General features: G+C 56.1%; 18 protein-coding genes and 2 pseudogenes. 7 read left to right on the forward strand and 13 right to left on the reverse strand.

Going from position 1 to position 21,868, the window contains the following annotated elements; translation table 11 throughout:
* Positions 1 to 15 precede the first annotated feature (15 nt).
* Both ACVW1B_RS21310 and ACVW1B_RS21315 read right to left on the reverse strand, forming a co-directional pair.
* A complete protein-coding gene (locus tag ACVW1B_RS21310) occupies positions 16 to 231 on the reverse strand; it encodes a hypothetical protein (protein WP_456822167.1) in 216 nt (71 codons plus the stop codon).
* A gap of 359 nt (positions 232 to 590) precedes the next feature.
* Positions 591 to 977: a hypothetical protein gene (locus tag ACVW1B_RS21315; RefSeq protein ID WP_456822168.1), complete on the reverse strand. Its 387-nt coding sequence runs from the start codon at positions 975 to 977 to the stop codon at positions 591 to 593.
* Between the two features lie 284 nt (positions 978 to 1,261).
* Here ACVW1B_RS21315 and ACVW1B_RS21320 point away from each other — a divergent pair, with 284 nt between their 5' ends.
* The 4 genes and pseudogenes from ACVW1B_RS21320 to ACVW1B_RS21335 all read left to right on the forward strand — a co-directional run.
* Positions 1,262 to 2,077 (forward strand): YqaJ viral recombinase family protein, encoded by an 816-nt coding sequence (locus ACVW1B_RS21320; RefSeq protein WP_456823054.1) that lies wholly within the window; start codon positions 1,262 to 1,264, stop codon positions 2,075 to 2,077.
* Positions 2,061 to 3,239: an ERF family protein gene (locus ACVW1B_RS21325; RefSeq protein ID WP_456822169.1), complete on the forward strand. Its 1,179-nt coding sequence runs from the start codon at positions 2,061 to 2,063 to the stop codon at positions 3,237 to 3,239. The genes ACVW1B_RS21320 and ACVW1B_RS21325 overlap by 17 nt, the downstream gene beginning before the upstream one ends.
* The gene (locus ACVW1B_RS21330; protein WP_456822170.1) at positions 3,236 to 3,862 is read left to right on the forward strand and encodes a hypothetical protein; all 627 of its coding nucleotides are present in this window, start codon (positions 3,236 to 3,238) and stop codon (positions 3,860 to 3,862) included. Before ACVW1B_RS21325 ends, ACVW1B_RS21330 begins: the two co-directional genes overlap by 4 nt.
* 69 nt (positions 3,863 to 3,931) lie before the next feature.
* Positions 3,932 to 4,255, forward strand: a pseudogene (locus ACVW1B_RS21335) (integrase core domain-containing protein); the annotation flags it as partial.
* A 202-nt stretch (positions 4,256 to 4,457) separates the two neighbouring features.
* Here ACVW1B_RS21335 and ACVW1B_RS21340 read toward each other — a convergent pair.
* A complete protein-coding gene (locus tag ACVW1B_RS21340) occupies positions 4,458 to 5,111 on the reverse strand; it encodes a class I SAM-dependent methyltransferase (protein ID WP_456822171.1) in 654 nt (217 codons plus the stop codon).
* 122 nt (positions 5,112 to 5,233) lie between these two features.
* Between ACVW1B_RS21340 and ACVW1B_RS21345 the strand changes: the two are divergent.
* The 3 genes and pseudogenes from ACVW1B_RS21345 to ACVW1B_RS21355 all read left to right on the forward strand — a co-directional run.
* A pseudogene (locus ACVW1B_RS21345) lies at positions 5,234 to 5,432 on the forward strand (hypothetical protein); the annotation flags it as partial.
* Positions 5,433 to 5,809: 377 nt separating this feature from the next.
* The gene (locus ACVW1B_RS21350; RefSeq protein WP_456822172.1) at positions 5,810 to 6,100 is read left to right on the forward strand and encodes a hypothetical protein; all 291 of its coding nucleotides are present in this window, start codon (positions 5,810 to 5,812) and stop codon (positions 6,098 to 6,100) included.
* Positions 6,101 to 6,238: 138 nt separating this feature from the next.
* A complete protein-coding gene (locus tag ACVW1B_RS21355; protein WP_456822173.1) occupies positions 6,239 to 6,985 on the forward strand; it encodes a methyltransferase domain-containing protein in 747 nt (248 codons plus the stop codon).
* Between the two features lie 37 nt (positions 6,986 to 7,022).
* Here ACVW1B_RS21355 and ACVW1B_RS21360 read toward each other — a convergent pair whose 3' ends face one another.
* The 10 genes from ACVW1B_RS21360 to rfbC all read right to left on the reverse strand — a co-directional run bounded on the left by ACVW1B_RS21360 (position 7,023) and on the right by rfbC (position 21,742).
* Positions 7,023 to 8,006 carry a GHMP family kinase ATP-binding protein gene (locus ACVW1B_RS21360; RefSeq protein ID WP_456822174.1) on the reverse strand — a complete coding sequence of 328 codons (984 nt, stop codon included), beginning with the start codon at positions 8,004 to 8,006 and terminating at the stop codon, positions 7,023 to 7,025.
* A 21-nt stretch (positions 8,007 to 8,027) separates the two neighbouring features.
* Positions 8,028 to 9,923 carry an HAD-IIIA family hydrolase gene (locus ACVW1B_RS21365; protein ID WP_456822175.1) on the reverse strand — a complete coding sequence of 632 codons (1,896 nt, stop codon included), beginning with the start codon at positions 9,921 to 9,923 and terminating at the stop codon, positions 8,028 to 8,030.
* Complete coding sequence (locus ACVW1B_RS21370; RefSeq protein ID WP_456822176.1) at positions 9,920 to 10,888, reverse strand: NAD-dependent epimerase/dehydratase family protein; 969 nt, start codon at positions 10,886 to 10,888, stop codon at positions 9,920 to 9,922. The genes ACVW1B_RS21365 and ACVW1B_RS21370 overlap by 4 nt, the downstream gene beginning before the upstream one ends.
* 163 nt (positions 10,889 to 11,051) lie before the next feature.
* Positions 11,052 to 15,566, reverse strand: a complete 4,515-nt coding sequence (locus ACVW1B_RS21375; protein ID WP_456822177.1) for a class I SAM-dependent methyltransferase — start codon at positions 15,564 to 15,566, stop codon at positions 11,052 to 11,054.
* Positions 15,560 to 17,395, reverse strand: a complete 1,836-nt coding sequence (locus ACVW1B_RS21380; RefSeq protein WP_456822178.1) for a glycosyltransferase family 2 protein — start codon at positions 17,393 to 17,395, stop codon at positions 15,560 to 15,562. Before ACVW1B_RS21380 ends, ACVW1B_RS21375 begins: the two co-directional genes overlap by 7 nt.
* Positions 17,396 to 17,419: 24 nt before the next feature.
* A complete protein-coding gene (locus ACVW1B_RS21385) occupies positions 17,420 to 17,992 on the reverse strand; it encodes a D-sedoheptulose-7-phosphate isomerase (protein ID WP_456822179.1) in 573 nt (190 codons plus the stop codon).
* Positions 17,993 to 18,326: 334 nt separating this feature from the next.
* Entirely contained in the window at positions 18,327 to 19,199 is an 873-nt protein-coding gene (rfbA, locus tag ACVW1B_RS21390) for a glucose-1-phosphate thymidylyltransferase RfbA (protein ID WP_456822180.1), read from the reverse strand.
* The gene (gene rfbD / locus ACVW1B_RS21395) at positions 19,196 to 20,101 is read right to left on the reverse strand and encodes a dTDP-4-dehydrorhamnose reductase (protein WP_456822181.1); all 906 of its coding nucleotides are present in this window, start codon (positions 20,099 to 20,101) and stop codon (positions 19,196 to 19,198) included. Before rfbD ends, rfbA begins: the two co-directional genes overlap by 4 nt.
* The gene (rfbB, locus tag ACVW1B_RS21400; RefSeq protein ID WP_456822182.1) at positions 20,098 to 21,159 is read right to left on the reverse strand and encodes a dTDP-glucose 4,6-dehydratase; all 1,062 of its coding nucleotides are present in this window, start codon (positions 21,157 to 21,159) and stop codon (positions 20,098 to 20,100) included. Before rfbB ends, rfbD begins: the two co-directional genes overlap by 4 nt.
* A gap of 19 nt (positions 21,160 to 21,178) precedes the next feature.
* Entirely contained in the window at positions 21,179 to 21,742 is a 564-nt protein-coding gene (gene rfbC / locus ACVW1B_RS21405; RefSeq protein WP_456822183.1) for a dTDP-4-dehydrorhamnose 3,5-epimerase, read from the reverse strand.
* Positions 21,743 to 21,868: the final 126 nt, after the last annotated feature.

Below are 21,868 nucleotides of genomic sequence, written 5' to 3' on the forward strand. Positions count from 1 at the left end.
ATGAACGAAGGGCGCTTAGTTGCGGGTCTGATTCTGGCTACTTTGCCGGCTATGCTGTTCTGCGACCGTCAAGTGCCGTCGAAGCGCAGCAATGGCTTCAAGGTCAACCTCGAACGCAATGGGACCGCGTTCCCGGGTCTCCAGCATAATGGCCGCGCGCCCATCAGGACGGATGAGCGTTTCAGAGTAGGTTACGGTCAAAGTCGTTGAGCTGACTTTACGTTCGCTCATTGGCATAGCCCCTGCCTGTCGCAGGCAGAAAGCTTAGCAATCTAAGCGGCGTTGCCAAGGTCAAGTTTCACCGTTCTGAACCGTCGTGAACTCCCGAGGCCGATCCGGAGGTGTCACTCGACAATACAGCCTTACAAGCTCAGTAATGCCAAGGTCTTGTCAGCCGCTCCGAGCGGCTTTATCGGCGGCGTGCACAATTCACGGGCCCCGGTCGTGTAACAATGGACCGATTTACCGATTTTCAGGGACCGCCGCTCAGACGACGAGCTCCGATTGACGGTGAGTGGCCGTCTTCGAGAACGCGGCCTTGAGGTGATTTGCTCTCGGGTGATGCGCATGGGTTTTCTCGCGCAGCGTCCTCATAGCTTGTCCCATCGCATGGCCCGCCTCTGCCGCGCAAAGGCCGCACGTTCGTAACGCGCAAGGCCGCCAATGCGTTTTGTCAGCGCCGTGTTCGGAGCTAAGAGGAATGCGGCGAGCAATTCATAACGAACGGCGCGAACGCGGGCGAGCTCCTGCTGGACGCCCACGATGACAGCCGGCTCGATCGCCAACGTCTCTTGCTCCAGCCGATCGAGAATCGCACGCGTTGACGCGTCCATCTGCGCGCTGTCATAGGCCGTCACCCGCGACAGCCCGTGACGGCGCGCATTCCGGCTTGACCGAACTTTTCCTTGGTCTGTCTTCGGGCCCGTGCTGTGCTTTGCATTTCGCCGATTGGCTTCGATTTGTCGATCTGACGCCATACCCCATTCTCCCCAATAGCCGGCCACGCCCGCCACCTCGCTCGATCCGCTATCCGCATCAAGCTTGGCCGGGCAAAAGAGCAAGATTGTTGCTGCAGAAAGGACTGGAAAAGTGCGGCAAACGGAGCGTTACTGAGTCGGCCGGGCACAAAACGGCCCCGGTTTCTCACCTCGCATCCCGCGGGGTTTGGGCAGTGCGGCAACCATCGCCGCGCTGTTCACATCAGGAGAGACCGGTGAGTACCATTGAGACCCGTGGCGCAACGGAGCCACATTTCCAGCTAATCAAGTTCAGCCCTTCCGATCGTCGCCATTTCATCGGCGGCTCGGATGCCCGCATCATCATGGGCAACGATGAGGCGGACCTTATCCGCCTGTGGCAGGAAAAGCGCGGCGAGAGCGAGCCTGAGGACCTGTCAGGCAATCTGATCGTCCAGCTCGGTACCGCCACCGAAGAGCTCAATCGCTGCTGGTACCAGCGCAACAGCGGCCAGACCGTCAGAGACATCCAGAGACGCGTCCGTCACCCCGTCCATTCATGGATGGCGGCAACGCTCGACGGCATCGTCGAACCGACCAGCGCGGTGTTCGAAGCCAAGTTCATGCTGCCCTGGGCCTTCACCGAGGAGGGCGCCGCCGACAAGCACATGGCGCAGCTGCAGCACAACATGTGGGTGGTGGCCGCGCGCTCGGCCGTGCTGTCCATCATCACCGGCGGCGGCAAATGGATCGAGATTAACATCCATGCCGATCCGCTCTATCAGCATCTTCTGCTCACCGCGGAGAAGAAATTCTGGCGCTGCGTCAAGACCGGCGAGCCTCCCGTCCCGTTCAACATCGAGGCACCACGGCCGCGGCTGGACGCGGTCAAGATCGTCGACATGAGCGAATCCAATCTCTGGGCCGAATTGGCAGCAACCTATCTGCGCACCCGCCTCGCCCATGGCGACCACGAAGCTGCGAAAGCCGAGCTGAAGGCGCTCGTGCCCGAGGATGCCAAGGAGGCAGCCGGCCACGGCGTGCGCGCCAAGCGGTCCAAATCCGGCGCCATCAGCTTCGATGCCATCGAGGTGGAGACGACCCATGCTGCAGTCCAGTGAACGGATCGGCACCATCGCGGGCGCCCTTGCGCGGGCCCAGGCCGATCTCGTCAACCCCGAAAAGACGCTGATCGCCATGATCCGCTCGCCCTTCCCCCGGGAGGATGACCGGACCTTCCGCTACGCCTCGCTCGCCTCTGGCCTCGACATCGTCCGCAAAAGCCTAAGCCAGCAGGAAATCGCCACCGTCCAAACCACCCGCCTGGAGGCGGCCAGCGGGCAGATTCACCTGACCACCCTGCTCGCCCATTCCTCCGGGGAGTGGATCTCCTCCGACCTTCCGGTCTGCGCCGCCAAGGACACCGAGACGCCGCACCGAATGGGCGCGGCCTTGACCTATGCCCGGCGCTACGCGCTGTTTGCTTTGGTCGGGATTGCCGGCGAGGACGATCTCGACGCCCCCGACGCGGTGGCCGGCTCGCCGCTCGCCGAGCCCCAGAGCATCCCTAGACCGAAGGAGCGCCCCGCCAAGCGGGTCCTCAACCGCCCGGCAGTGCTTGGGCCCGAGCATTCGGCCGAGCTCTGCGCGCGGCTGCTAATCCAGCTCGAGGCCGCACATTCCACCGAGGCCCTGCTGGCCTGGGCCAAAGCGAGCCTGCCGCTCAAGAACACTCTCCTCGAGGACGATGCCCGGCGCGTGGAGGCGGCCTACGAACGGCGGCTTGAGACCCCGCCCCCCGCGCCCAGCGAAACTATCAGCGAGCTCTCCGCATCGGTGCTGCCAATCCCTGCGCCGCAGCCTCAGCCGAAAGCTGCGGCAAACGCCGAAGTCGGCCAGGCCCAAGCTTTGCCCGACGCCCCCGAGCCCGGGCTTGCCTTCCCCAAGGATAGCCCCCGAAGGCGCAGCAAGGCGCACCTCCTCTTTGTCCGCGGACAACCCTGTCTCGTCTGCAAACAGACTCCGACCGACGCCCACCACGTCAAGTTCGCTCAGCCGCGGGCGCTCGGCCGCAAGGTCAGCGATGAGTTCACCGTGCCGCTCTGCCGCACTCACCACCAGGATCTGCATCGTCACGGGAACGAAAGGGCTTGGTGGGCCAATCTGCAGATCGCGCCGCTCCCATTCGCCAAGGAGCTTTGGCTGGCGAGTCCCGTCCAGGAAACCCGCACGACGGTTGACAACGGTGCCCCCCCAGTCGGCCGGGAGGCTGCCGCGTCATGAACGGGCCTATCCCCGCCGCCCGACAACTGGAGGTCACCGCACTGCCGCTGGAGCTTGAGCCCTTAAAGCCCGCGCCGCTGCTGCTGCCCGGCGAGAGCGTCGAAGCATATAATGCGCTGCAGCAGGCCGTCTTCGCCGACATCGCGCCGCGATCGGCCCTCGAATGGCTGCTCGCCATCGATATCGCGGAGCTCTCGTGGGAGATTCGCCGCTACCGACTGCTGCGCCACGCGCTGATGGAGGATCACCGCCAGCACGCGATCGAGGCCGCACTGCGGCGCATCGACCTTGCGGGAATTGCGCCCGAGTTCGCCGAGGATGCCAAGCGCCATACGCGTCAAAACGCATTGAGCTGGCGTTTCGATCATGACTCCGCGCGCGAAATCGAGGTCCGTCTGGCGGCTTACAGGTTTGATCAGCAAGCGCTGAACCTTGAGGTCTTTATCCAAGCGCGAGCGAACCTTCTGATGTTCGAGGGGATGTTAGTCGCTGCGGAAAAGCGTCGGGCGTATCTGTTCAGAGAAATAGATCTCTGCCGACAACGTGTGCATGGTTGTAAGCATCCGAACGTCGCCGCGCCGAGATCGACCGAGGTGTCTGCAGACTGTCGAAAACGACCATGAGCTTCCCATCGGTCCACCCGCCACGCCCATGTCCTCGCTACTGCTGCTCGCGAGCGAGTGGTAACCGGCATCGACTGGCACTCCATCGCACCGGGCAAACCAATGCAGAACGGCTTCGTCGAGGGCTTTAACGGCCAGATGCGCGACGAGCTCCTGAATGAGACGCTGTTCTTCGGTCTCGACGATGCCAGGACCAAACTCGCGGCATGTGTTGCCGACTACAATGGCGAAACGCCCCATTCCTCGCTGCAATACCTCACGCCCGCGGCCTACGCCGCCTCTCTCACCGCAACGGATGTTCGGCTGCGCAACCCCGAACCAACTCCGCCGATCGCCCGTTGCTTCCACCGCGTCGCAAGGCGTACAAACCCCCGAGACTCTAACTACCGCTAGATGAAAACTTAGGGGTAGGTCACCTTCTATCCCGTTGCAGCCGGGGCGATGTAATACACGAGGACGGAACAACGGAGAGCCTTACGCGATTTCCTTTTGCCCGAGCAGAGGCGAGTTCTCGTATCCGCTTCGGTGAGAACCGGCGGATGGATACGCTTCAACGCTCGCGACTACGCCGCTTAACCACTTGGTACAATTTACATCAAGATATTGAGCGGCCGATCTGCGGAGCGTGTTTGACCGTGTGTCGCCCGCGCTCGAAAACCGTCACACTATCGTAGAAATGCATAGATAATGTCGACCGAGTGAATGCGGTCTGATCAATAGTCCCACGAGCATGATCCGCATTCAATTCGTCGATCAGATCTTTGCATCGTTCGACGAAGCTGCCTTTGCGTCGCAATCCGCCCTCAAATTCATCCCAGTAGGCCGTGTGAAGATCTTCAACCATATACACACCTGTTCGACTCATTTTCGGGTAAAGGTATGAGAATGAAGCGTTGACGTGGGTCATGACATGACTTCCGTCGTCGAGCACAATATCGGGCGGTCCGAATTCATCCAGAATACCGCCTAGGAACGTCTCGTCCGATTGATCACCAATCCGGATGTCAATCTGATCCTCGGCAAACGCGGCACAATTGGGCTCGATATCGAGCCCAATGATCCGTGCATGTGGACCTAGATAGCGCTTCCACATCTGTAGCGAACCTCCTTGGCCACAACCGATTTCAAGAAATACCACGTCGGTATTTACGAACCGCCTGAAGTGGTTCTCATATATTGGAAAATAGTGTTTCCACTTGTGAATCACCCGCTGATCGTTCGTGAGGAAGTCGGACCATAACTGACTCATTTCGTTCTCCATCCAAGTTGTCACGGGAGCGGTCCTAGCGACACTGGTCGAGCCGGAATAGAAAAGCAACTCGCCGACAGCGACACGAGAGCCGGACAGACCGCGGCGTGGAGTCTCACACTCTGATCGAGAACGGATTGCGCGTCTTCTTCGCCCGAACCACCGACCTCGTGCACAAGCTCCAACGGCTGGCCGCGAGCTCAGATCTCGAGGCCGCCATCAATCGTCTCGATCGCTTCGATCGATGATCTTGCCTGTGTCACCAAGGACACCAGACCGAGACCAGCCTGGCTGTTCGAACTCATCAGCTCGCGCCACGAGGTATATGTCCGGCGTGCCCCCTGGGCAGCGCCGCTCTGTCGCGGCGCTCAGGCAGTAGCCGCTTTGGAGGATCGCCCTCCAATTCCACGGGGAGCCGGTCGGCTACGCTGTTGACGGGGTGATCGGGTACCGACGCCAATCGTGGTCCGCTGTAGCTCTCGGCAACGATCCGCTGCTTCTCCTCCAAAGTCCAACGGCGTCGGGCGCCCGTCGAGACGACTTCAAGTCGGGAAACCTTCGGCATAGGCATATGGTCAGTCATACGCCTATGTCTTCACCATCCATCTCACTCTGCAAGGCGGCTTTCACCGGAGCGATACACTTAAGGCTACACGCTTCGCGAATTACCTCGCGTCACGCAAGACGGCGCCCGTCGGATGCGTACGGACCCGCCACATCGGCTGCTCTTCAATCGGCAGTGGTGGGTTGACCGATGGCAAAGGCAAGGCTGGAACGATACGACCATCAGGGTCGCGCACACCTACGATAACCACTCTTTTGAAATGTCCGAGTGCCAGCTAATCCTATCAAAGGGAGAGCTGGACATCGGCCTTATCAAGCGCATCGCAACCAAGAATATCAAAGCAGCAAGCGACCTCATGAAGGCGCTCACGCGCAGGCCGCTCCCAGGATTTGAAGTGCACCTCAACGATATCCGCGACAACTGAAATAACCGGCCGACCAAGGGCAGGTAACATCCATCCCGAATGATCGCGTGCCAAACGTTACCGAAGGAGGCTTGCGAGGCAATCTATCTGCCTGTAATTAGCTTGGTCCACACCTAAACAAGCACAAAGAATATGCAAATGAATCGGGCCCAATTCGTGAGCTCAATAGCTAGGCCGGCACTTGAGATTGGACCATTTCACAATCCACAAATTGTCGGCGAAGGCGTTTCATATTTCGAAGTTCTGAACCGCGACCAGCTAATCGCGCGGGCTAGTGGGCTAAACCAAGACACCAGCAGAACACCGCACATCGATTTTGTTTCACCAACCGGCGATCTGTCCATTGTCGACAGGCATTTTGAATCCGCTTTGAGCAGTCACTGCATCGAGCATCAGCCCGACCTCGTTCGTCATCTCCAACATGTCGAGAGAATTCTCAAGCCAGGCGGACGATACTTCCTAATCATACCGGATAAACGCTACTGTTTTGATCATTTCCTGCCGGAATCGTCGATCGCCGATATTCTTGATGCGTATGCGACGGAGCGCCATGTCCACACCTTTGGCTCGATCATGGAGCACTGGACGCAGATTGCCCACAACGAGCCAGCGCGGCATTGGCGTGCAGACCATGGCGAAATGGTGCCTCTAACCAAAGCGCGATTCGAAGCGGTGTTTGCGGCGTGGAAGGACGCCAAGGGCGGCTACATCGATGTCCACGCCTGGCAGTTCACGCCGCGCAGTTTCCGTAAGAATATCGAAATTCTACGGACGATCGGCCTGACATCATTCGTCGTGGAGAGCATTCACGAGACAGAGAGAAATTCGACCGAGTTCTTTGCGATTCTGCGAAGTTGCGTAAGACAATCCGCGTCTTGTTTTTGAAACATCTCACCATCGGACGGCCGGTTTGCGGAATGGGTCATGGATTATAGAATATAATTCGGCTTCCCAACGGTTCGAAATTAAAGAATACGCGCCGCAACCCACGCAACGAATTTACGATCCTTTCGTGTTTGTCTTCATCCGCGTAAAAAATCATAAATCCGCCGGCTCCAGCGCCAAGTAACTTTCCGCCCGTGGCTCCGTGCCTCACAGCGGTTTCGTACCAAGCGTCGATATCGCTAGTTGAAATGCCGGAAGCGAGCGAACGCTTCAATATCCAATTTTCGTGAAGTATCTCGCCGAAGCTATCGAGGTTTCCGGTCTCTAGCTCCCGCTTAAGTTCGTAGGTAAGCTCAACCATGCGCCGCAGAGTTTTCTGCTTGTCTTGATCGTTCGTGATATTGTCTGACTGACTCTGAAGGACACCAGATGCAGAACGCGTGACGCCGGTGTAAAACGCTAAAATGCGGCGCGACAATATCTTACGATGTTGCGAAGGCATGACGATGGGTGTCACATCAACGTTGCCATGCGGATGAAACTCAATTAGGTTCATTCCGCCGAAGGCCGCAGCATATTGGTCCTGTTTCCCGATTGGCTCGCCGCACAGATCTATCTCCACCTCACAACTTTGCGCTCCAAGTGTGCCCGCCGAAGCGTAGCTGCCTCGAAAGGCGTAGAGCACGTTGAGTAGACCGACCGTAAACGAACTCGAAGAGCCCAATCCAGTCCCTCTGGATGGGACATCTGCGATAGTGGTTATTTCAACTCCACCGTCGATTTTCAGGAGTTTCATTGCTTCTCTAACGAGACGATGTTCTATGTTATCAACCGATTCGACCTCCTCCGTTTTAGAGTAGGCAACGCGGATTCCGTTGTCGAATTTTGGATTACAAGTGACAAAGACATACTTATCGATTGCAGTGCTCAGCACGGCTCCTCCGAATCGTTCGTAGAAGCTCGGCAGATCGCTCCCGCCGCCCACGAAGCTCATTCGAAGCGGAGTTCGACTGATGATCATTTTGAATCACTCTTCTTGAATTCAGAGTTGCACGACAAAGTTAGCTCGGTCGCGCTCAGACAGTATGATTGGGATTTCGTCGTCCAGACGGTTGCGGTAAATGGTCTCCGCAGCAGAGAAACTGTGGCCGCGCCACATGAGGTCTCTAATGACGCGTTCTTTTCGCTCTTCCTCGGCTCCATCGACAAATATCCGCAAAACAGGGCGATCCGTCGTCACGGACATATGCAACGCTGGGACCCCCTCTACGATGAGTATCGTATTGGGCTGCAAGGATAGTTGAAGGTGCACAGTCGATGGACCGCGCACGAAACGATCGTAAATTGGGACCGGGATAGCTGCCTGCGCACTTCCCAACAGCCAAGGCCTGAGGAGCGATTGAACCGCTAAAAGGTCATACCGGCCCAAAACGCCGGGGAGCCTCGCGCGTTCCTCACGCAGAAACCCATCCAGAGAAAGGATCTCAGCGCTTTTATCGCGGGCTTGTAACACATACTTTAAAGCCGACGCGAACGAAGATTTTCCCTGCCTCGCAAGCCCCCCAACCATCACAAAAGCGCCGGGCAGCAATTGCTCGGCTATTCCTGATGCGTGATCGTGCAAGGTTGGAAAGATTTTCTCAATTATTCGAATCGCACCGAGAAGATCATCGGCAGTAAAATCTGGGCGTACAGGATATCTGTTGTCGCGGCCGCCCTCTCCGGTTCCAACCAAAATCGATAGCAGACCAGCCTTCGATGCAGCCAACACGTCAGCGGTCGTATCGCCAACGAACCAAGACTTACCTAAGTCGATATTCAAATCCGATTGTGCGCATTCGATTAGCCCGATTTCAGGCTTACGACAGAGGCAGTTCGTTTTAAGAATGGGCACCTCGCCCGGAAATCCCTTATCTGGGTGGTGGGGGCAGAGGTATATCGCATCGAGAAATGCACCATCCTGACCGAGTAGAGTTTCCATCCTTCCATGAATACGCCTCATATCGTCAAAACTTGCCTCACCTCTGGCGAGGACTGGCTGATTGGTTATCACCACTGTGCGGTATTCGTTATCGTTCAACCACTTCACAGCCTGCCCAACGCCATCCAATAAAAATATTTCGTCAGGGCGCGACAGATAACCACGCAATTGGTTGATCGTACCATCACGATCCAGAAAAACAGCCTTTTGACGCTGGTCTCGCCGCGCCCGCGCGACGACCCCAGTCTTCAGGTGACTAACCGCCTTATCAAGACGTTTTGGCGTACCAATATCCTTGATGTATTCGTAGCTCACATAACCCCGTAACGGCGCGCCTGCGTCGAGCATCGCGGGAAACAGATCGCGAGCGATATCGGACGGTGCCGGAACGTCGCGCCAGAATGCAATCGAGCTTTTCTCAATCACATACAACGCTGCGTTGACTAGGTTGCGCAAGCAGCCGTCTATTGGGTGAGGCGCTGGGTGGAATCTGGTGACACGCCGTTCCTCATCAATCTCTACAAGATCAGAATCAAAGGGATGATCATTCGGATGCAAAAACAGCGTTGCGACCGCTTGTCGTTTCAAATGTTCCTGCCAAAAGCGTTCCAGATCGACGTCAAATAACGTATCACCATAGATCACCAGAAATCGCTCTTCGAGATGATCAAACGCGTGCAATAACGCGCCTGCTGTCCCACGAGGCTCTCCATCATCCAGCGTAGTAATGCGGAGATCGGCGAATGCTGCGCTTGCACAATATTCCTCGATCAGACCGGCCGCGTGATTGACCAATACAATAACGTTAGTGAAGCCTTTCTGGCGTAGGGTTGCCAATTGCCGTCCAAGCAGCGGCATTCCAGCGATCTCAACCAGGGGTTTCGGACGCCCATCAAGGCGCTCACGTAAGCGCGTTCCCTTACCTCCAGCAAGGATGACAGCTTGCCGATAATTCATGCGGTCGCCAAAATATCGCGAACGGCCGCCCGTACAGCCTGTCGTGAATCTCTAACAGGTTGCCATCCCAAGCCGACGAGACGGTCGATCGAATATCGGAAACGTGGAACGTCCCCGACCCAACCTTTGTTACCGACACCATAGACGATCTCAGCCCGCGGCGATATTTGATCACGCACGCATTCGGCAATGAAGCGAACAGTTACCCCTTCATCGCGCGGGCCAATATTGTATATCCCAACTTTCTCCTTTGAATTCGCTGCGACAAACAACATGGCTTGGATGAGATCCGTAACGTGAAGATAAGCTTTCTGTTGAGTGCCATCACCGAGGACAGCTAGAGATCGCGGATTGACCTTGAGCTTATTTATGAAATCATAGATCACGCCGTGCGTCGCAGGAGCGCCGACGACATTTGGGAAACGAAAAATAGTCGCTTTGTGCCCGAAGGCTTCTAACCTGGCGCATATTTGAGCTTCGGATGCCAACTTCATCGCGCCATAGTTCGAGATCGGCTTGCAAGGAGCACTATCCTCACGGATCAGCGCGTCACCAAAATCGCCGTAGATAGCCGAACTCGACGCGAAATGAAATTCAGGAATCCCGAACACCTTCATGACTTCAAGCGATGAAAAGGTAGTCATGAACGTGTTGCGCAGATCGACATATGGATCCATCGTTCCTGCCGGGATGTCTGAATTGGCAGCCATATGCCAGATCGCTGCGGCCCGCCGTCCGCTCAACGCCCTTCCGATCACAGCTTGAAGGCTCTGCACATCTGAACAATCAACCGCAACAAAGTCACAGTGCCCACTTGCTCGAGACGCAGTAATATAACTTTCGCGACCCCGGGACAGATTGTCCAGGGCAAGCACATCGTGCCCCTGAGCGATCAACGCTCTCACCAAGTGGCAGCCGACAAAGCCAGCTCCACCAGTCACAATATGGATGTTACGCGCGGCCATCACGTCCTCAAGGTATTTTCTGTTCGCGCCGGCTTGCCGGAGCGCCGACTTAATTTCTTGCTGTTCCGGCAAGAAAGATGATAACGAACTCTCGCGCCGCTATCATTTCGTCCAGCCTCGGTTTTGAAATTGACGCTCATAGCAATCGGGACGTCACGACTTTTTACGATTTCATTGCGTTATTCCCCACCGTCCGCCTATCGGGCTTACGACCAATCAACTCGAATCCGGCGGCAATTATCTCCTGCTTATCTTGTGAAATTTTTTCGAAATCACCCCACAACGACGATGATCTAAGCGCGGGGTTTCGCCATAGGTCAACAATTTCGCGCACCCGCGCGTTGGCAAAGGTTTCCGCTGACTTGGCCGATACATCGGATTGCAGCGCGCCCTCGCACTCGGAAGCCAGCCATGCAATAGAATGGTTGGGACAGAAGTTGCTGGACACGTCAAGCTTTGTCACCTCGAATGCCTTAAACCATTCAGCCATACCGTATCGGGTACAGTTGTAGAAATGCCAAGGCTTTTCATGGAGTGGTTGCAAGAAAGCAGTTCGTACGTGCAGTTTACCACCTGGCTTCAGCACTCGAAACAGTTCAGCCGCAACACGACCGGGATCGCGGTAGTGCTCGAATGCGTTCATTGAGATAACGGCATCAAAACTCTCGTCATCGAAGGGCAGCTGGTGAGCATCGGCCAGAACGTCCGTGTGCCGGAAGATCGCGTATTCGACTTCCACCACGTGATTGAACTTTCTAGCGGAACCACCAGCGCTAAGATTCAGAACGCGACCTTTTGTTTCGCGAATGATGTCCATCGCGCCCTCAGGAACCTCGTTACTGATAAGGTCAGGAGGACGAATCTCCGGCGTTGTCAGTTCACGTGCCAGCGCCGGTCGGCCATCAACAATGGGCCATTTCTGTGTACGGTCCTGACTGAGCAGACTTTTGCGGTCCTCCGAGTACATCAGCTTTTGTCCTGTCAAAGGACATCTCATGATAGGTAAGAGTTCATCCAGCCGGCTAGGTTTCTCACTTAACGTACCCACAGCTATTGTCTTCCAGAGCGAGGTCTGACGATCAACCAATGATACCCAAGGATGCTTTTGCTCAAATTTCGACATCAGATTTCGGTAGTTCTCGGGTATCGTCGTTTCCGCCTTCATCATTGAATTCGCATGGACCCGATACTCTGCCAGAATTTCCGGGTGCCATTCGCCTACGAGTCCGATTTCTGCAAGTCGGCACCAGAAGTCGTAATCTTCCCAACCATGACGCACATGCTCGAAACCGCCGATCATGGCCCATGCCTCTTTCGCGACTAGAGCCATCGCATCGATGTAATTGCCGGCCACAAAACGATGAGGCTCGTAGGGGACGTTCGATATTAAAGCCTGGGATGCTCCGAAGTGCTGTATCGTCGGATAGACGTAGGCAGCCCCGCTGGCTTTGATACTCCGCAACAGATTCTCACAGCAGGTCGGCAAGAGACGATTATCGGCGTCAAGCAACAGCACGTAAGGGGTGTCGGCGGCATCGAAACCGGAGTTGCGACACGGCCCTAGGCCATAATTCGCCTGATTACGCAGCAATACTAGACGATTGAAACGTTTGGCATTCTTTTCCGCCCAAGCCTTCGCGACTTTTAGCGAGCGATCTGTAGAATCGCCATCGACAATAACGAGGTCAATATCCACCAAAGTCTGCGCCGCGACCGAATTAAGCGCCTCGACGATGTAGTCCTCATAATTGTAGAGTGGAACGACGACCGAAACGTTCGCCCAACCTCCTTTGTTACTTTCGAAGACGGTCTCCGAAGGGTAAACCTTCGGTGCCGTAAAGGGCTTGGATGCAAGCTGCGCATCAAGCGCGAACCCACGCGCTGCACGGACGCCGCCGTGAAGCTGCTCAACGACGCGCCCCATCTGCAAGCCGCGTTGTCGTGGGCCGTAAAGAGCAAGCGCTTTGTAGTAGGCCGAGCGCCCCACCTTTGCGCGCAAGCTTGGATCACGAACGAGAAGATCGAGTGAATGGTACCAGTCATCCGCGCTTGCGGCTAGAAAACCGGTAACACCATGATCGATCACGCGCCGGAAAGGCCCGGTCGGCGAAGCCACAGTCGGAACTTCGACCAGCGCCGCTTCGAAGAACTTCAATTCACTTTTCGCCTCACAGAAATCATTTCCAAACTCTAGCGGTGCGAGGTTGATGTCAAAGCGAGCTAGTTCGTTTGGCAAATCACACAAAGGTTGAAGCGGACGCCACTCAATCTGATCGAGAACGGTTTCGAGTACCGGAAACTCCTCGACATCAACTAGCTTTGCTGTCCTGTCGACGGTCTGGAACAAGACGAGACGACATTTAGGATGCTCCCGGAGGATTTTAGCGATGGCCTCTGCCAGCAATCCAAAATCGCGCTGATGCGTGCGAGAGCCTCCCGCATAACCGATCCGGATCAAGTCGTCCTTCCTTGAAAGCCAATTGCGGGCTGACCAACGCGAGATATCATGCGTTTGTTGGTCAAATCCGTTTGGGAGAACGTGCACCACCTTTCCGGCCCACCTCAAATGAAATGCCAATTCTTGCGTGGTTGTAAAGCAGCGGTCGGCTGCTAACATCGTCTGTCGTATGCTGGCGTAGTGCGCTCGAACTCCGTCCTCAGGCAGCGATTGTGATCGAATACCGTCAATCACCGATACCTTAGCGAGATCGGGCTCGGTCATAAGATCGTCAACATCAAAAACAACTTGCGCTCCAAGCTCGCGCGCCCGATCGATGAGATCGGCGATGGCCTGGTTCCAGGGCACGCGCCATAGGACAAGAACTTGATTAGGTCTAAGCGTGGGTGAATTTGCAGTTACATCGGCGACGTCCACCCAGCTCGCATCAACGCCGTTAGCTCGCGCTGCTTCAACGTAGCGCACAACACGGTAAAAGTTGCCCGGGGAGTTTGCCTCGCCGGAAATATAGAGCAGCGTCAATTGCGCATCGTCACCGCGTCCAAGCTTCGCGACAGCAGGTACAGCGTACTCCACTTTGGAAGGCCGGTCGTGAAGGTCGAGGAAACTTCTGCCTTCCTTTAAGCCATGGCGAATGAAATGGACTAAAGGATTATATCCCGCCGCCGCGACGTCAGGATTCTTCTCAAGGTATTCTCGGCCGGAGAAGAGTGGACCTGGCTCCCTACCTTCTTTTGCACCGTGCAACACGTAATGCGTAACGGGGTCCATCCCGCTCGCGAGCACATCGGGATAAGCCTTCAAATACCACTGTCGATCGAAGTAAGCGGACTTACGAACCATTTTGACGTAAGCTACTTCTCTAGGATTTAGCAAGCCAAAGAGCGGCCGCACGTAACTCTTCAGCTGCATCTTTAACGTTACGCGGTAGGGTTGGGTCTTGGGGGTGTAGTGAGCCTCGGCGGCCTGAGGGGCGACAGCGTCGACCGACAGTTCGCTTTGGGACTGTTCAACCGCTTTTACCGAAGCGTGCAAAGCAGCGACTGGGACATTTACTTGGGACGCCTCGGCAGTGACTTCCTTCGAAGCATGCAAAACACGACTCATTTCTTCGATCGTCCGCCTCATGTCGACGATGCGCTTCACGGCACGATCGCGAACGATACGGCCTCGCTCCACATCAGCCTTCGCGCGAGCCAAGTCTTCTCTAAGTTCGCGTCGCTCTCCATCGAACTGCGCGACTACGGACGCAACCTCTGCTTCCGCAGAGGCTTGCGCATCGGCATACGCTCTTTCGTGAGAACGCTGTGCCTGATGCAAACTGGCTTCGGCATGAGCCAACCGCTCTTCCAGCCCTCGTCGCTCTTCTCCGAATTGTACGCTTGCCAATTCGAACTCTGCCTTTAGGCGAGCTTGCAACTCCAGACGTTCTTGAGCATGGGCAGCAACGCTCAGCTGCTCCCGCGTCAAAGCGTGCCAAAGCGAACCGAGATGGGAAAAGCGCGCCCGCAGCGCACTGACGATACGGGCATCATCTAGATCACACAGCGCGCGCACCGCGTCCGGAGCCTCATCTCCGACGACAAGGACACCTAAGCCCGAACCGTGCAGAAATTCGAACGCCGAATACCGGCCAGCGAGCTCACCAAAAAAACGTCTGACTCCAAAATCATTCTCATGCACGTTCGTATCGTGAAACAACACTACGGCACGCGGTGAAAGCTTTGGAAGCCAGGTTTCGAAATCGTGCTTCACATCCTCATAGCGATGTCTTCCGTCGATGTGCAGAAGATCAATGGAATGATCAGAAAAGTGAAACAACGCCTCGTCAAATGTGGAGCGTATTAGAGTCGAGAATGCGCCATATCGACGATCATGAATTTCTTTGAGCTGGAAATAGACCTCGTCCCCGTAGAAGCCCGCGTGCTCATCTCCCTTCCAAGTATCAACCGCAACACAACGAGTATCAAACCCGCCGCGCTGAAACGCCTCGCAAAACGCCGTATAAGATACGCCGTAGTGAGTTCCCAGCTCCACGAACACCGTCGGATGACAGACATTGGCCACCCAGAATGCAAATGGGACGTGCGTCCACCAAGCGCTCGGAGTTCCAACGAGCTCGGGCACATAAAAGAGAGAATCAAGTGTTGCCGACGAAAGTGCCGACAAGGCTCCATCAAGCGGCAGACCTGCCTTGTCTGAGCTTGAAAATTTCAACATGATAGTAGTCCTTGGAAATTTAAGCTGCGCGACATCGCGCCAGCGTACGTCTCACTTAACCGAACGAGTCTTATTGCTTCATTCCAATCCCACTTGAGGTTTGGATGATCAGCGATGTCATTTCGAAAGCGATCCGGCCAGCGACCCAGCAGATGTCTGAGTTCTCTTCGATCCTGTTCTTCCTTTTCAGGAGAGACACTCTTGCTACGGGAAGCGCCTTCAAGGTGAAACAAAGGCTCGAACGGCGTGCAAAGATTGATGTAGCCTAACTCTTCTGACTTTAAGCATAGGTCAAGATCGTTGTAGGCGATCTTTAGGCCTTCATCGTCGAAGCCCCCGACTTTCATGAACAAGTCACGTCGAATCGCAAGGCAGGCCCCCGTCACTGCGCTGTAGCTGCGCAAGCCGGCCAATTGCGCATCGTAGCCCATGGCGTCGGCCGGCAACCTGCGGAAAGCATGCATGGCCAATGGGCTACTATCGAGGACAACTCCGGCATGCTGAATGCATCTGTCAGCATAGAGTAACTTGGAGCCGACACAGCCGACATCCTCACGAACGACGAGACGAACCATTTCGGCCAACCATTCAGGGCCGATGACCTCAATATCGTTGTTCAACAGCAAGAGAATTGTGCCACGAGCCCGCGACGCCCCGACATTATTGATTCGAGAGTAGTTGAACGGACCGGATACGCGCAGGACCCGAACTCGAGGATCCGTCAAAAGTGACACAAACAGCTCGGTAGTCTCCGGTTCGCAGCTATCGTTGTCGAGAATCAAGAGCTCTATGTTGGGGTAGCTTGTATTTGTAAGAACGCCCCTCACGCAACTGCGTAGAAGGTCCGCCCTATCGCGGGTTGGAATCATGACCGAGACAAGTGGCGCTGGGTCCGGCACCGGAAATACGATCTTGTTGATGAACGGAGCGAGGGAAGAAGGCTCGACTCGCGCACCTGCAACCAACCCCGCCACATGTCGTGCCGCCCGCTCATATTTCGCGAGCGCCTTGTCCAGCACGTGCTTAGGAATGTCATCGCCGGGGGCGCGACGATGACAAAGAATATGTGGAAGATGGGAGATCCGGTACGAGCGAAGATGCCTTCCAAGCCGGGAATGCAGATCATAGTGGTGCGCTGGAGCGTGCTCCGCGCGCATTCCACCAACTTCTTTCACCCGATTCAATCGCATCACACACAAGCGTCCAGGCAGATCGAACCCCAGTTGAGCGTAGGGATCCCAGCCAGTTTTGAACCGAGGGAGCAAACGCTGTCCTTCTCCATCGATCCAATCCTCATCGGAATAGATCATGTCGAGCTTGGGCTGACTCCTGAGCTGGCCGACGATGCACGCAAGTGCACCTCGCGCCAACAAGTCGCCCTCCGACAGAAATGCAATGAATTGGCCGCGCGCTAGGTTAACGGCGTCCGCCTCTGCTTTGGCTAAACCTCCGTCACACTGCACGATCCTGGAGACGCTAGGGCACTCCAGCGATTCCACAAAAGGCACGAGATCCGCGATGGAAAGGCTGGAGCACGCTACGATAATCTCGACACCAGACCCGATCTGCGTTGAGACTGACTTTAGGGTGTCAGATAATGCATTTCGATCATCGCAATGCGCAACAATCAATGTGAGCCACGGCAAATCATCGGGACGATCTGACCCGACATTTGAAATAGTGAAAGCCTCCTCCGCGGCCCATTTCCGGTAACTGTCAGTCTCGAAACCGGATAAGGTCGTCGCAATTGACCATAGCGCAAGGCGCAATGTGTCGTACCGCAGACCCACATCCGCGGTTGGAGATTGCTCGTAATCCAATATCGCCATCTCACTATTCATCGGGTCGTCAAATCAACCGATGCCACACAATGACTGCATCACGATATGGCCAAAAATCGCGTGCGCATCTTCGCAGAGCTGCATGTCGTTTGAGCGGACCCAAACAGGCGTCGTGACGCGCTCCCTTAGCCGACCGCCCGAGAAGCCCATCAGCCCAAGCGTAATTCCACCATTGGCATTCGCAAAATCTACCGCCTGAATGACGTTCTCCGAATTTCCGCTGCCCGAGATGGCGACAATCAGATCTCCGGGACGCATGATATTGCGCAGCTGATGGACAAAGACCTCTGGGAAAGAAATGTCGTTGGCGTAGGCGGTGATCAGCCCCATGTTGTCGACCAAAGAACGCGCAGACAGCGGGCGGCCAGTAGCCAGAGGCACCATCTTACCCCAATCCGTCACGAAGTGAAGTGCAGTCATTGCGCTGCCACCGTTGCCCAGCGTAATGATTTGAGCCCCTCGCTCGCAAGCCTTCGCAACCTCGGCTACCCCAGCGTCGAGTTCTGAACGATCAAGCGAAGCAAGAACGCGTCCAAGACGTTCTAAATATTGCTCAGATTTTCCAAGGAAACTCGTCCCGACCATGGTAGCTTACCCCTATGTTGCAATGGCTTAGCCGATCTATTGCAGAACTTCTACTGCGCAACGAAGAATTGCAACCTCGAATGTCTGTGCGCTAATGACCGCCACAAACGTCCCAGGTCACAACAATCGAGTTCTGGAACTTGAACGCCCTTTTTTCGGTCAGTCCTGCTACCCGCCGCGACCGCGATCCAAAGAAAGTCTCTAACCCGACGATGGCCCCCACCGAGATGAGGTCTGCCAAGTGCGCCAACGCTCACAACTGCCCCCTCCCCGCAACTGACAGGGCAGATCCACACAGACGTGTTACGGCACCAATGCCGGATCAGTCACTAACTCAATGCTCATTCGCGGCGATGCTCATGATATAGCGGCCATAGCCACTCTTACCCAACGCCTCAGCTAGCTTTACGAGTTGGTCTCGATCGATAAATCCTTCCCGAAACGCGATTTCCTCGGGGCAGGCGATCCGCACCCCTTGGCGTCGCTCTAGTGTTGCTACGAACTCTCCAGCCTCCAAAAGGCTATCCGGCGTTCCGGTGTCCAGCCACGCAAAGCCTCGCCCCATGCGTTCGACTGCCAGTTGGGCACGATCGAGATAGACCCGATTCAAGTCGGTGATTTCCAATTCACCGCGCGCGGAGGGCCGTAGGTCGGCAGCAATATCGACGACTTGGTTATCGTAGAAATACAAACCCGTAACCGCGAAGTGCGACCTCGGTTGTTTCGGCTTTTCTTCGATCGACTGCGCGCGGCCGCTGTCGTCGAAGGAGACGACGCCATAACGCTCGGGGTCGGCCACCTGGTAAGCAAAGACGGTAGCCCCCGATGCGCGCGACCGGGCGCTGGCAAGCAAGGCCGGCAGGCCGTGCCCGAAAAAAATGTTGTCACCCAGAATGAGAGCGGACGGGCCGCCTTCGACGAACTTGGCGCCGATGATAAAAGCCTGGGCGAGGCCTTCAGGTTTTGGTTGAGGGGCATAGGACAGCGACAGCCCCCATTGATTTCCGTCTCCCAACAAGGATTGGAACAGCGGAAGGTCATGCGGCGTCGAGATAATCAGAACTTCACGGATCCCTGCCAACATAAAGGTCGACAACGGATAATAGATCATTGGTTTGTCGTAGACCGGCAACAGCTGCTTCGACGTTACCAAGGTCATCGGGTAAAGCCGCGTCCCGCTGCCGCCCGCAAGAATGATGCCCTTCATGATGCCTTCCCCCCATTATGCACTAGTAAATAATCAAGACAGGCCGATAGAGAGTCGCTCATCGAGGGAAGATCAATTCCGAACGTCTCCCTCAGCCTCGAAATGGATAAAGCTGAATTTGCTGGCCGCAAGGCCGCGGTCGGATAATCGGACGTTGCGATCGAGTCAACAGGAACCGAGCGCCCTCCTCGTTTTGCCGCACCACGAACGATCTGCTGCGCAAAGGCGCGCCAGCTCATAGCGTCCGGTCCAGCGACGTGGGTCACACCTGAAAATTTTGAGTTCCATGAAGAGCCGGTGACTTGGCGGCCGATAGAAATAATCGCGCGCGCAATATCCGGCGCGTAGGTGGGACATCCCACCTGGTCATCGACCACTCGCAGCCGATCACGCTGCTCTGAGAGGCGCAGCATGGTCCGCACGAAATTGTTGCCAAATGGGGAGTAGACCCATGACGTGCGAAGCACGATGTGTTTCGGATTCACCTCCGCAACGACCCGTTCTCCCTCGAGCTTCGATCGGCCATAGACGCCCTGGGGATTAACCGCATCGTCTTCGATATAGGTGCCGTTTTTCTTTCCATCGAATACATAGTCCGTGGAAATATGGATGATCGGCAGCCCTCGCTTTGCTGCCACCAGCGCCACCGCTCGAGCGCCGTCCCGATTGACGGCAAAAGCTAAGTCTGGTTCGGACTCGGCTTTGTCGACCGCGGTATAGGCTGCAGGGTTTATGATTACGTCAGGACGAAAATCCGCAACGGCTCTTTCGACCGAGGAGTGCTGCAGAAGATCTACCTCAGGACGCGCGCCGTAGCCGAATACAACGTCATTCTCGAGCGCTGCGGCCTCGCGCAGCGATCTGGCAATTTGGCCTTCGCCACCGATCACGTAAAGTCTCATTGACGCTCTGCCTTCACAAGGCCGAGGCGCTCGCCGCTGTAAACGCGATCACGCAAAGGCTTCCACCAGTCCGATCGCTCGAGATACCAGCGAACCGTCTTTTCAACTCCGGTCTCGAACGTCTCTTGCGCGCGCCAGCCGAGCTCCGTCTCAAGTTTGCTAGCATCAATGGCGTAGCGGTGATCATGGCCCGGGCGATCGGTCACAAATGAAATCAAATCGTGGCACGAGCGATCGCCGGGATGGAGCCGATCCATCCATGTACAGATCTGCCTGACAACCTCGATATTTTTTCGTTCGTTACGGCCGCCAATATTGTAAGTCTCGCCAGGTCGCCCCTTTGCCAGGATGATGCCGAGCGCACGCGCGTGATCTTCCACATATAGCCAATCGCGGACGTTCGAACCGTCGCCATAGACGGGCAGCGGCTTTCCTTCGAGCGCATTGAGAATGATGAGCGGAATGAGCTTTTCAGGAAAATGATATGGCCCGTAATTGTTCGAGCAGTTCGAGACGATCACCGGCAGCCCATATGTTCGCTGCCACGCCTTCGCCAGATGGTCAGAGGCAGCCTTGGTCGCTGAGTAGGGCGAACTCGGATCATACGCCGTAGTCTCGGTAAACAGTCCAAGATCCCCGAGCGAACCGTAGACTTCATCCGTCGAGACATGCACGAAACGGAAGTCGTTCGCGTTGCTGTTCCGGCCCGATGCCACATACCGGCGCGCAGTCTCGAGCAGCGTGAAGGTGCCCAACACATTTGTTTTGACGAAAACATCCGAGCCGGAAATCGAGCGATCAACGTGGCTCTCCGCCGCGAGATGAACCACGGCATCGGGCTGGTGCTTGACGAAGATCGATTGAATCGCCTCGGCATCACAAATGTCGTGCTTCTCGAAGACATAACGCGCGCTCGATGCAACCTCAGCCAGTGAGGCCATGTTGCCCGCATAGGTAAGCTTGTCGATCACGACCACATCGTGGTTCAAATCGGCGATGAAGTGACGGCATACCGCGGATCCGATGAAGCCGGCGCCACCGGTCACAAGAACTTTCATCCTGGCCCCTAATAGTGATCTAGTTTTGATACTGAAAAACCGGCTGCATATCTTGCAGACGCGGTTGCTTTCGGTCCTTCTCGGAGAGGACCGCATCGGCGGGCGTAATCCGCCAATCGATTGCTAACGCAGGATCATCCCAGGCAACGCCCCGATCGCAATCCGGCGCGTAATAGTCGGTGGTCTTGTAGGCGACTTCGCAATCGCTCTCCAAGGTGACATAGCCGTGAGCAAAGCCAGGCGGCACCCACAGCTGCCGCCAATTCGCCGCCGATAGCTCGGCCGCAACATGCCGACCGTAGGTGGGCGAGCCAGCCCGGATATCGACGGCGACATCGAGGATGGCCCCTCGCATGCACCTGACAAGTTTGCCCTGCGCATGCGGCGGCGTTTGAAAGTGGAGGCCACGGAGCACACCCCTTTGCGTAGAACGCACGTGGTTGTCTTGGACGAAGCTTTCCCGAACGCCGCGCGCCGCCAAAACATCCGCGCGAAACGTTTCGGAAAAGAAACCTCGCTCGTCGCCGTGCTTAATCGGCGTCACCAGCAGCACTTCCGGAATTGTTAGAACCTCAACCCGCATCGTCCCCCAACCAGTCTAAGGTAGCAATTTGCCGTCAATTAGCCATCAAAACTACAAATCCTTTCCAAGGTCAATTTTTACAGGGATTTAGGGGCACAATGCACCGGTTTTGCCTTCACAGACGTC

The sequence above is a fragment of the Bradyrhizobium sp. USDA 4502 genome (assembly GCF_054063355.1).

Coding starts and splice junctions, on each gene's coding strand:
- ACVW1B_RS21330 (WP_456822170.1), top strand. CDS start 3,236: ATGAACGGGCCTATCCCCGCCGCCCGACAACTGGAGGTCACCGCACTG.
- ACVW1B_RS21375 (WP_456822177.1), bottom strand. CDS start 15,566: ATGTTGAAATTTTCAAGCTCAGACAAGGCAGGTCTGCCGCTTGATGGA.
- rfbC (WP_456822183.1), bottom strand. CDS start 21,742: ATGCGGGTTGAGGTTCTAACAATTCCGGAAGTGCTGCTGGTGACGCCG.
- ACVW1B_RS21360 (WP_456822174.1), bottom strand. CDS start 8,006: ATGATCATCAGTCGAACTCCGCTTCGAATGAGCTTCGTGGGCGGCGGG.
- ACVW1B_RS21370 (WP_456822176.1), bottom strand. CDS start 10,888: ATGGCCGCGCGTAACATCCATATTGTGACTGGTGGAGCTGGCTTTGTC.
- rfbD (WP_456822181.1), bottom strand. CDS start 20,101: ATGAGACTTTACGTGATCGGTGGCGAAGGCCAAATTGCCAGATCGCTG.
- ACVW1B_RS21355 (WP_456822173.1), top strand. CDS start 6,239: ATGAATCGGGCCCAATTCGTGAGCTCAATAGCTAGGCCGGCACTTGAG.
- ACVW1B_RS21315 (WP_456822168.1), bottom strand. CDS start 977: ATGGCGTCAGATCGACAAATCGAAGCCAATCGGCGAAATGCAAAGCAC.
- ACVW1B_RS21365 (WP_456822175.1), bottom strand. CDS start 9,923: ATGAATTATCGGCAAGCTGTCATCCTTGCTGGAGGTAAGGGAACGCGC.
- rfbA (WP_456822180.1), bottom strand. CDS start 19,199: ATGAAGGGCATCATTCTTGCGGGCGGCAGCGGGACGCGGCTTTACCCG.
- ACVW1B_RS21340 (WP_456822171.1), bottom strand. CDS start 5,111: ATGAGTCAGTTATGGTCCGACTTCCTCACGAACGATCAGCGGGTGATT.
- ACVW1B_RS21325 (WP_456822169.1), top strand. CDS start 2,061: ATGCTGCAGTCCAGTGAACGGATCGGCACCATCGCGGGCGCCCTTGCG.
- rfbB (WP_456822182.1), bottom strand. CDS start 21,159: ATGAAAGTTCTTGTGACCGGTGGCGCCGGCTTCATCGGATCCGCGGTA.
- ACVW1B_RS21350 (WP_456822172.1), top strand. CDS start 5,810: ATGCGTACGGACCCGCCACATCGGCTGCTCTTCAATCGGCAGTGGTGG.
- ACVW1B_RS21385 (WP_456822179.1), bottom strand. CDS start 17,992: ATGGTCGGGACGAGTTTCCTTGGAAAATCTGAGCAATATTTAGAACGT.
- ACVW1B_RS21380 (WP_456822178.1), bottom strand. CDS start 17,395: ATGGCGATATTGGATTACGAGCAATCTCCAACCGCGGATGTGGGTCTG.
- ACVW1B_RS21310 (WP_456822167.1), bottom strand. CDS start 231: ATGAGCGAACGTAAAGTCAGCTCAACGACTTTGACCGTAACCTACTCT.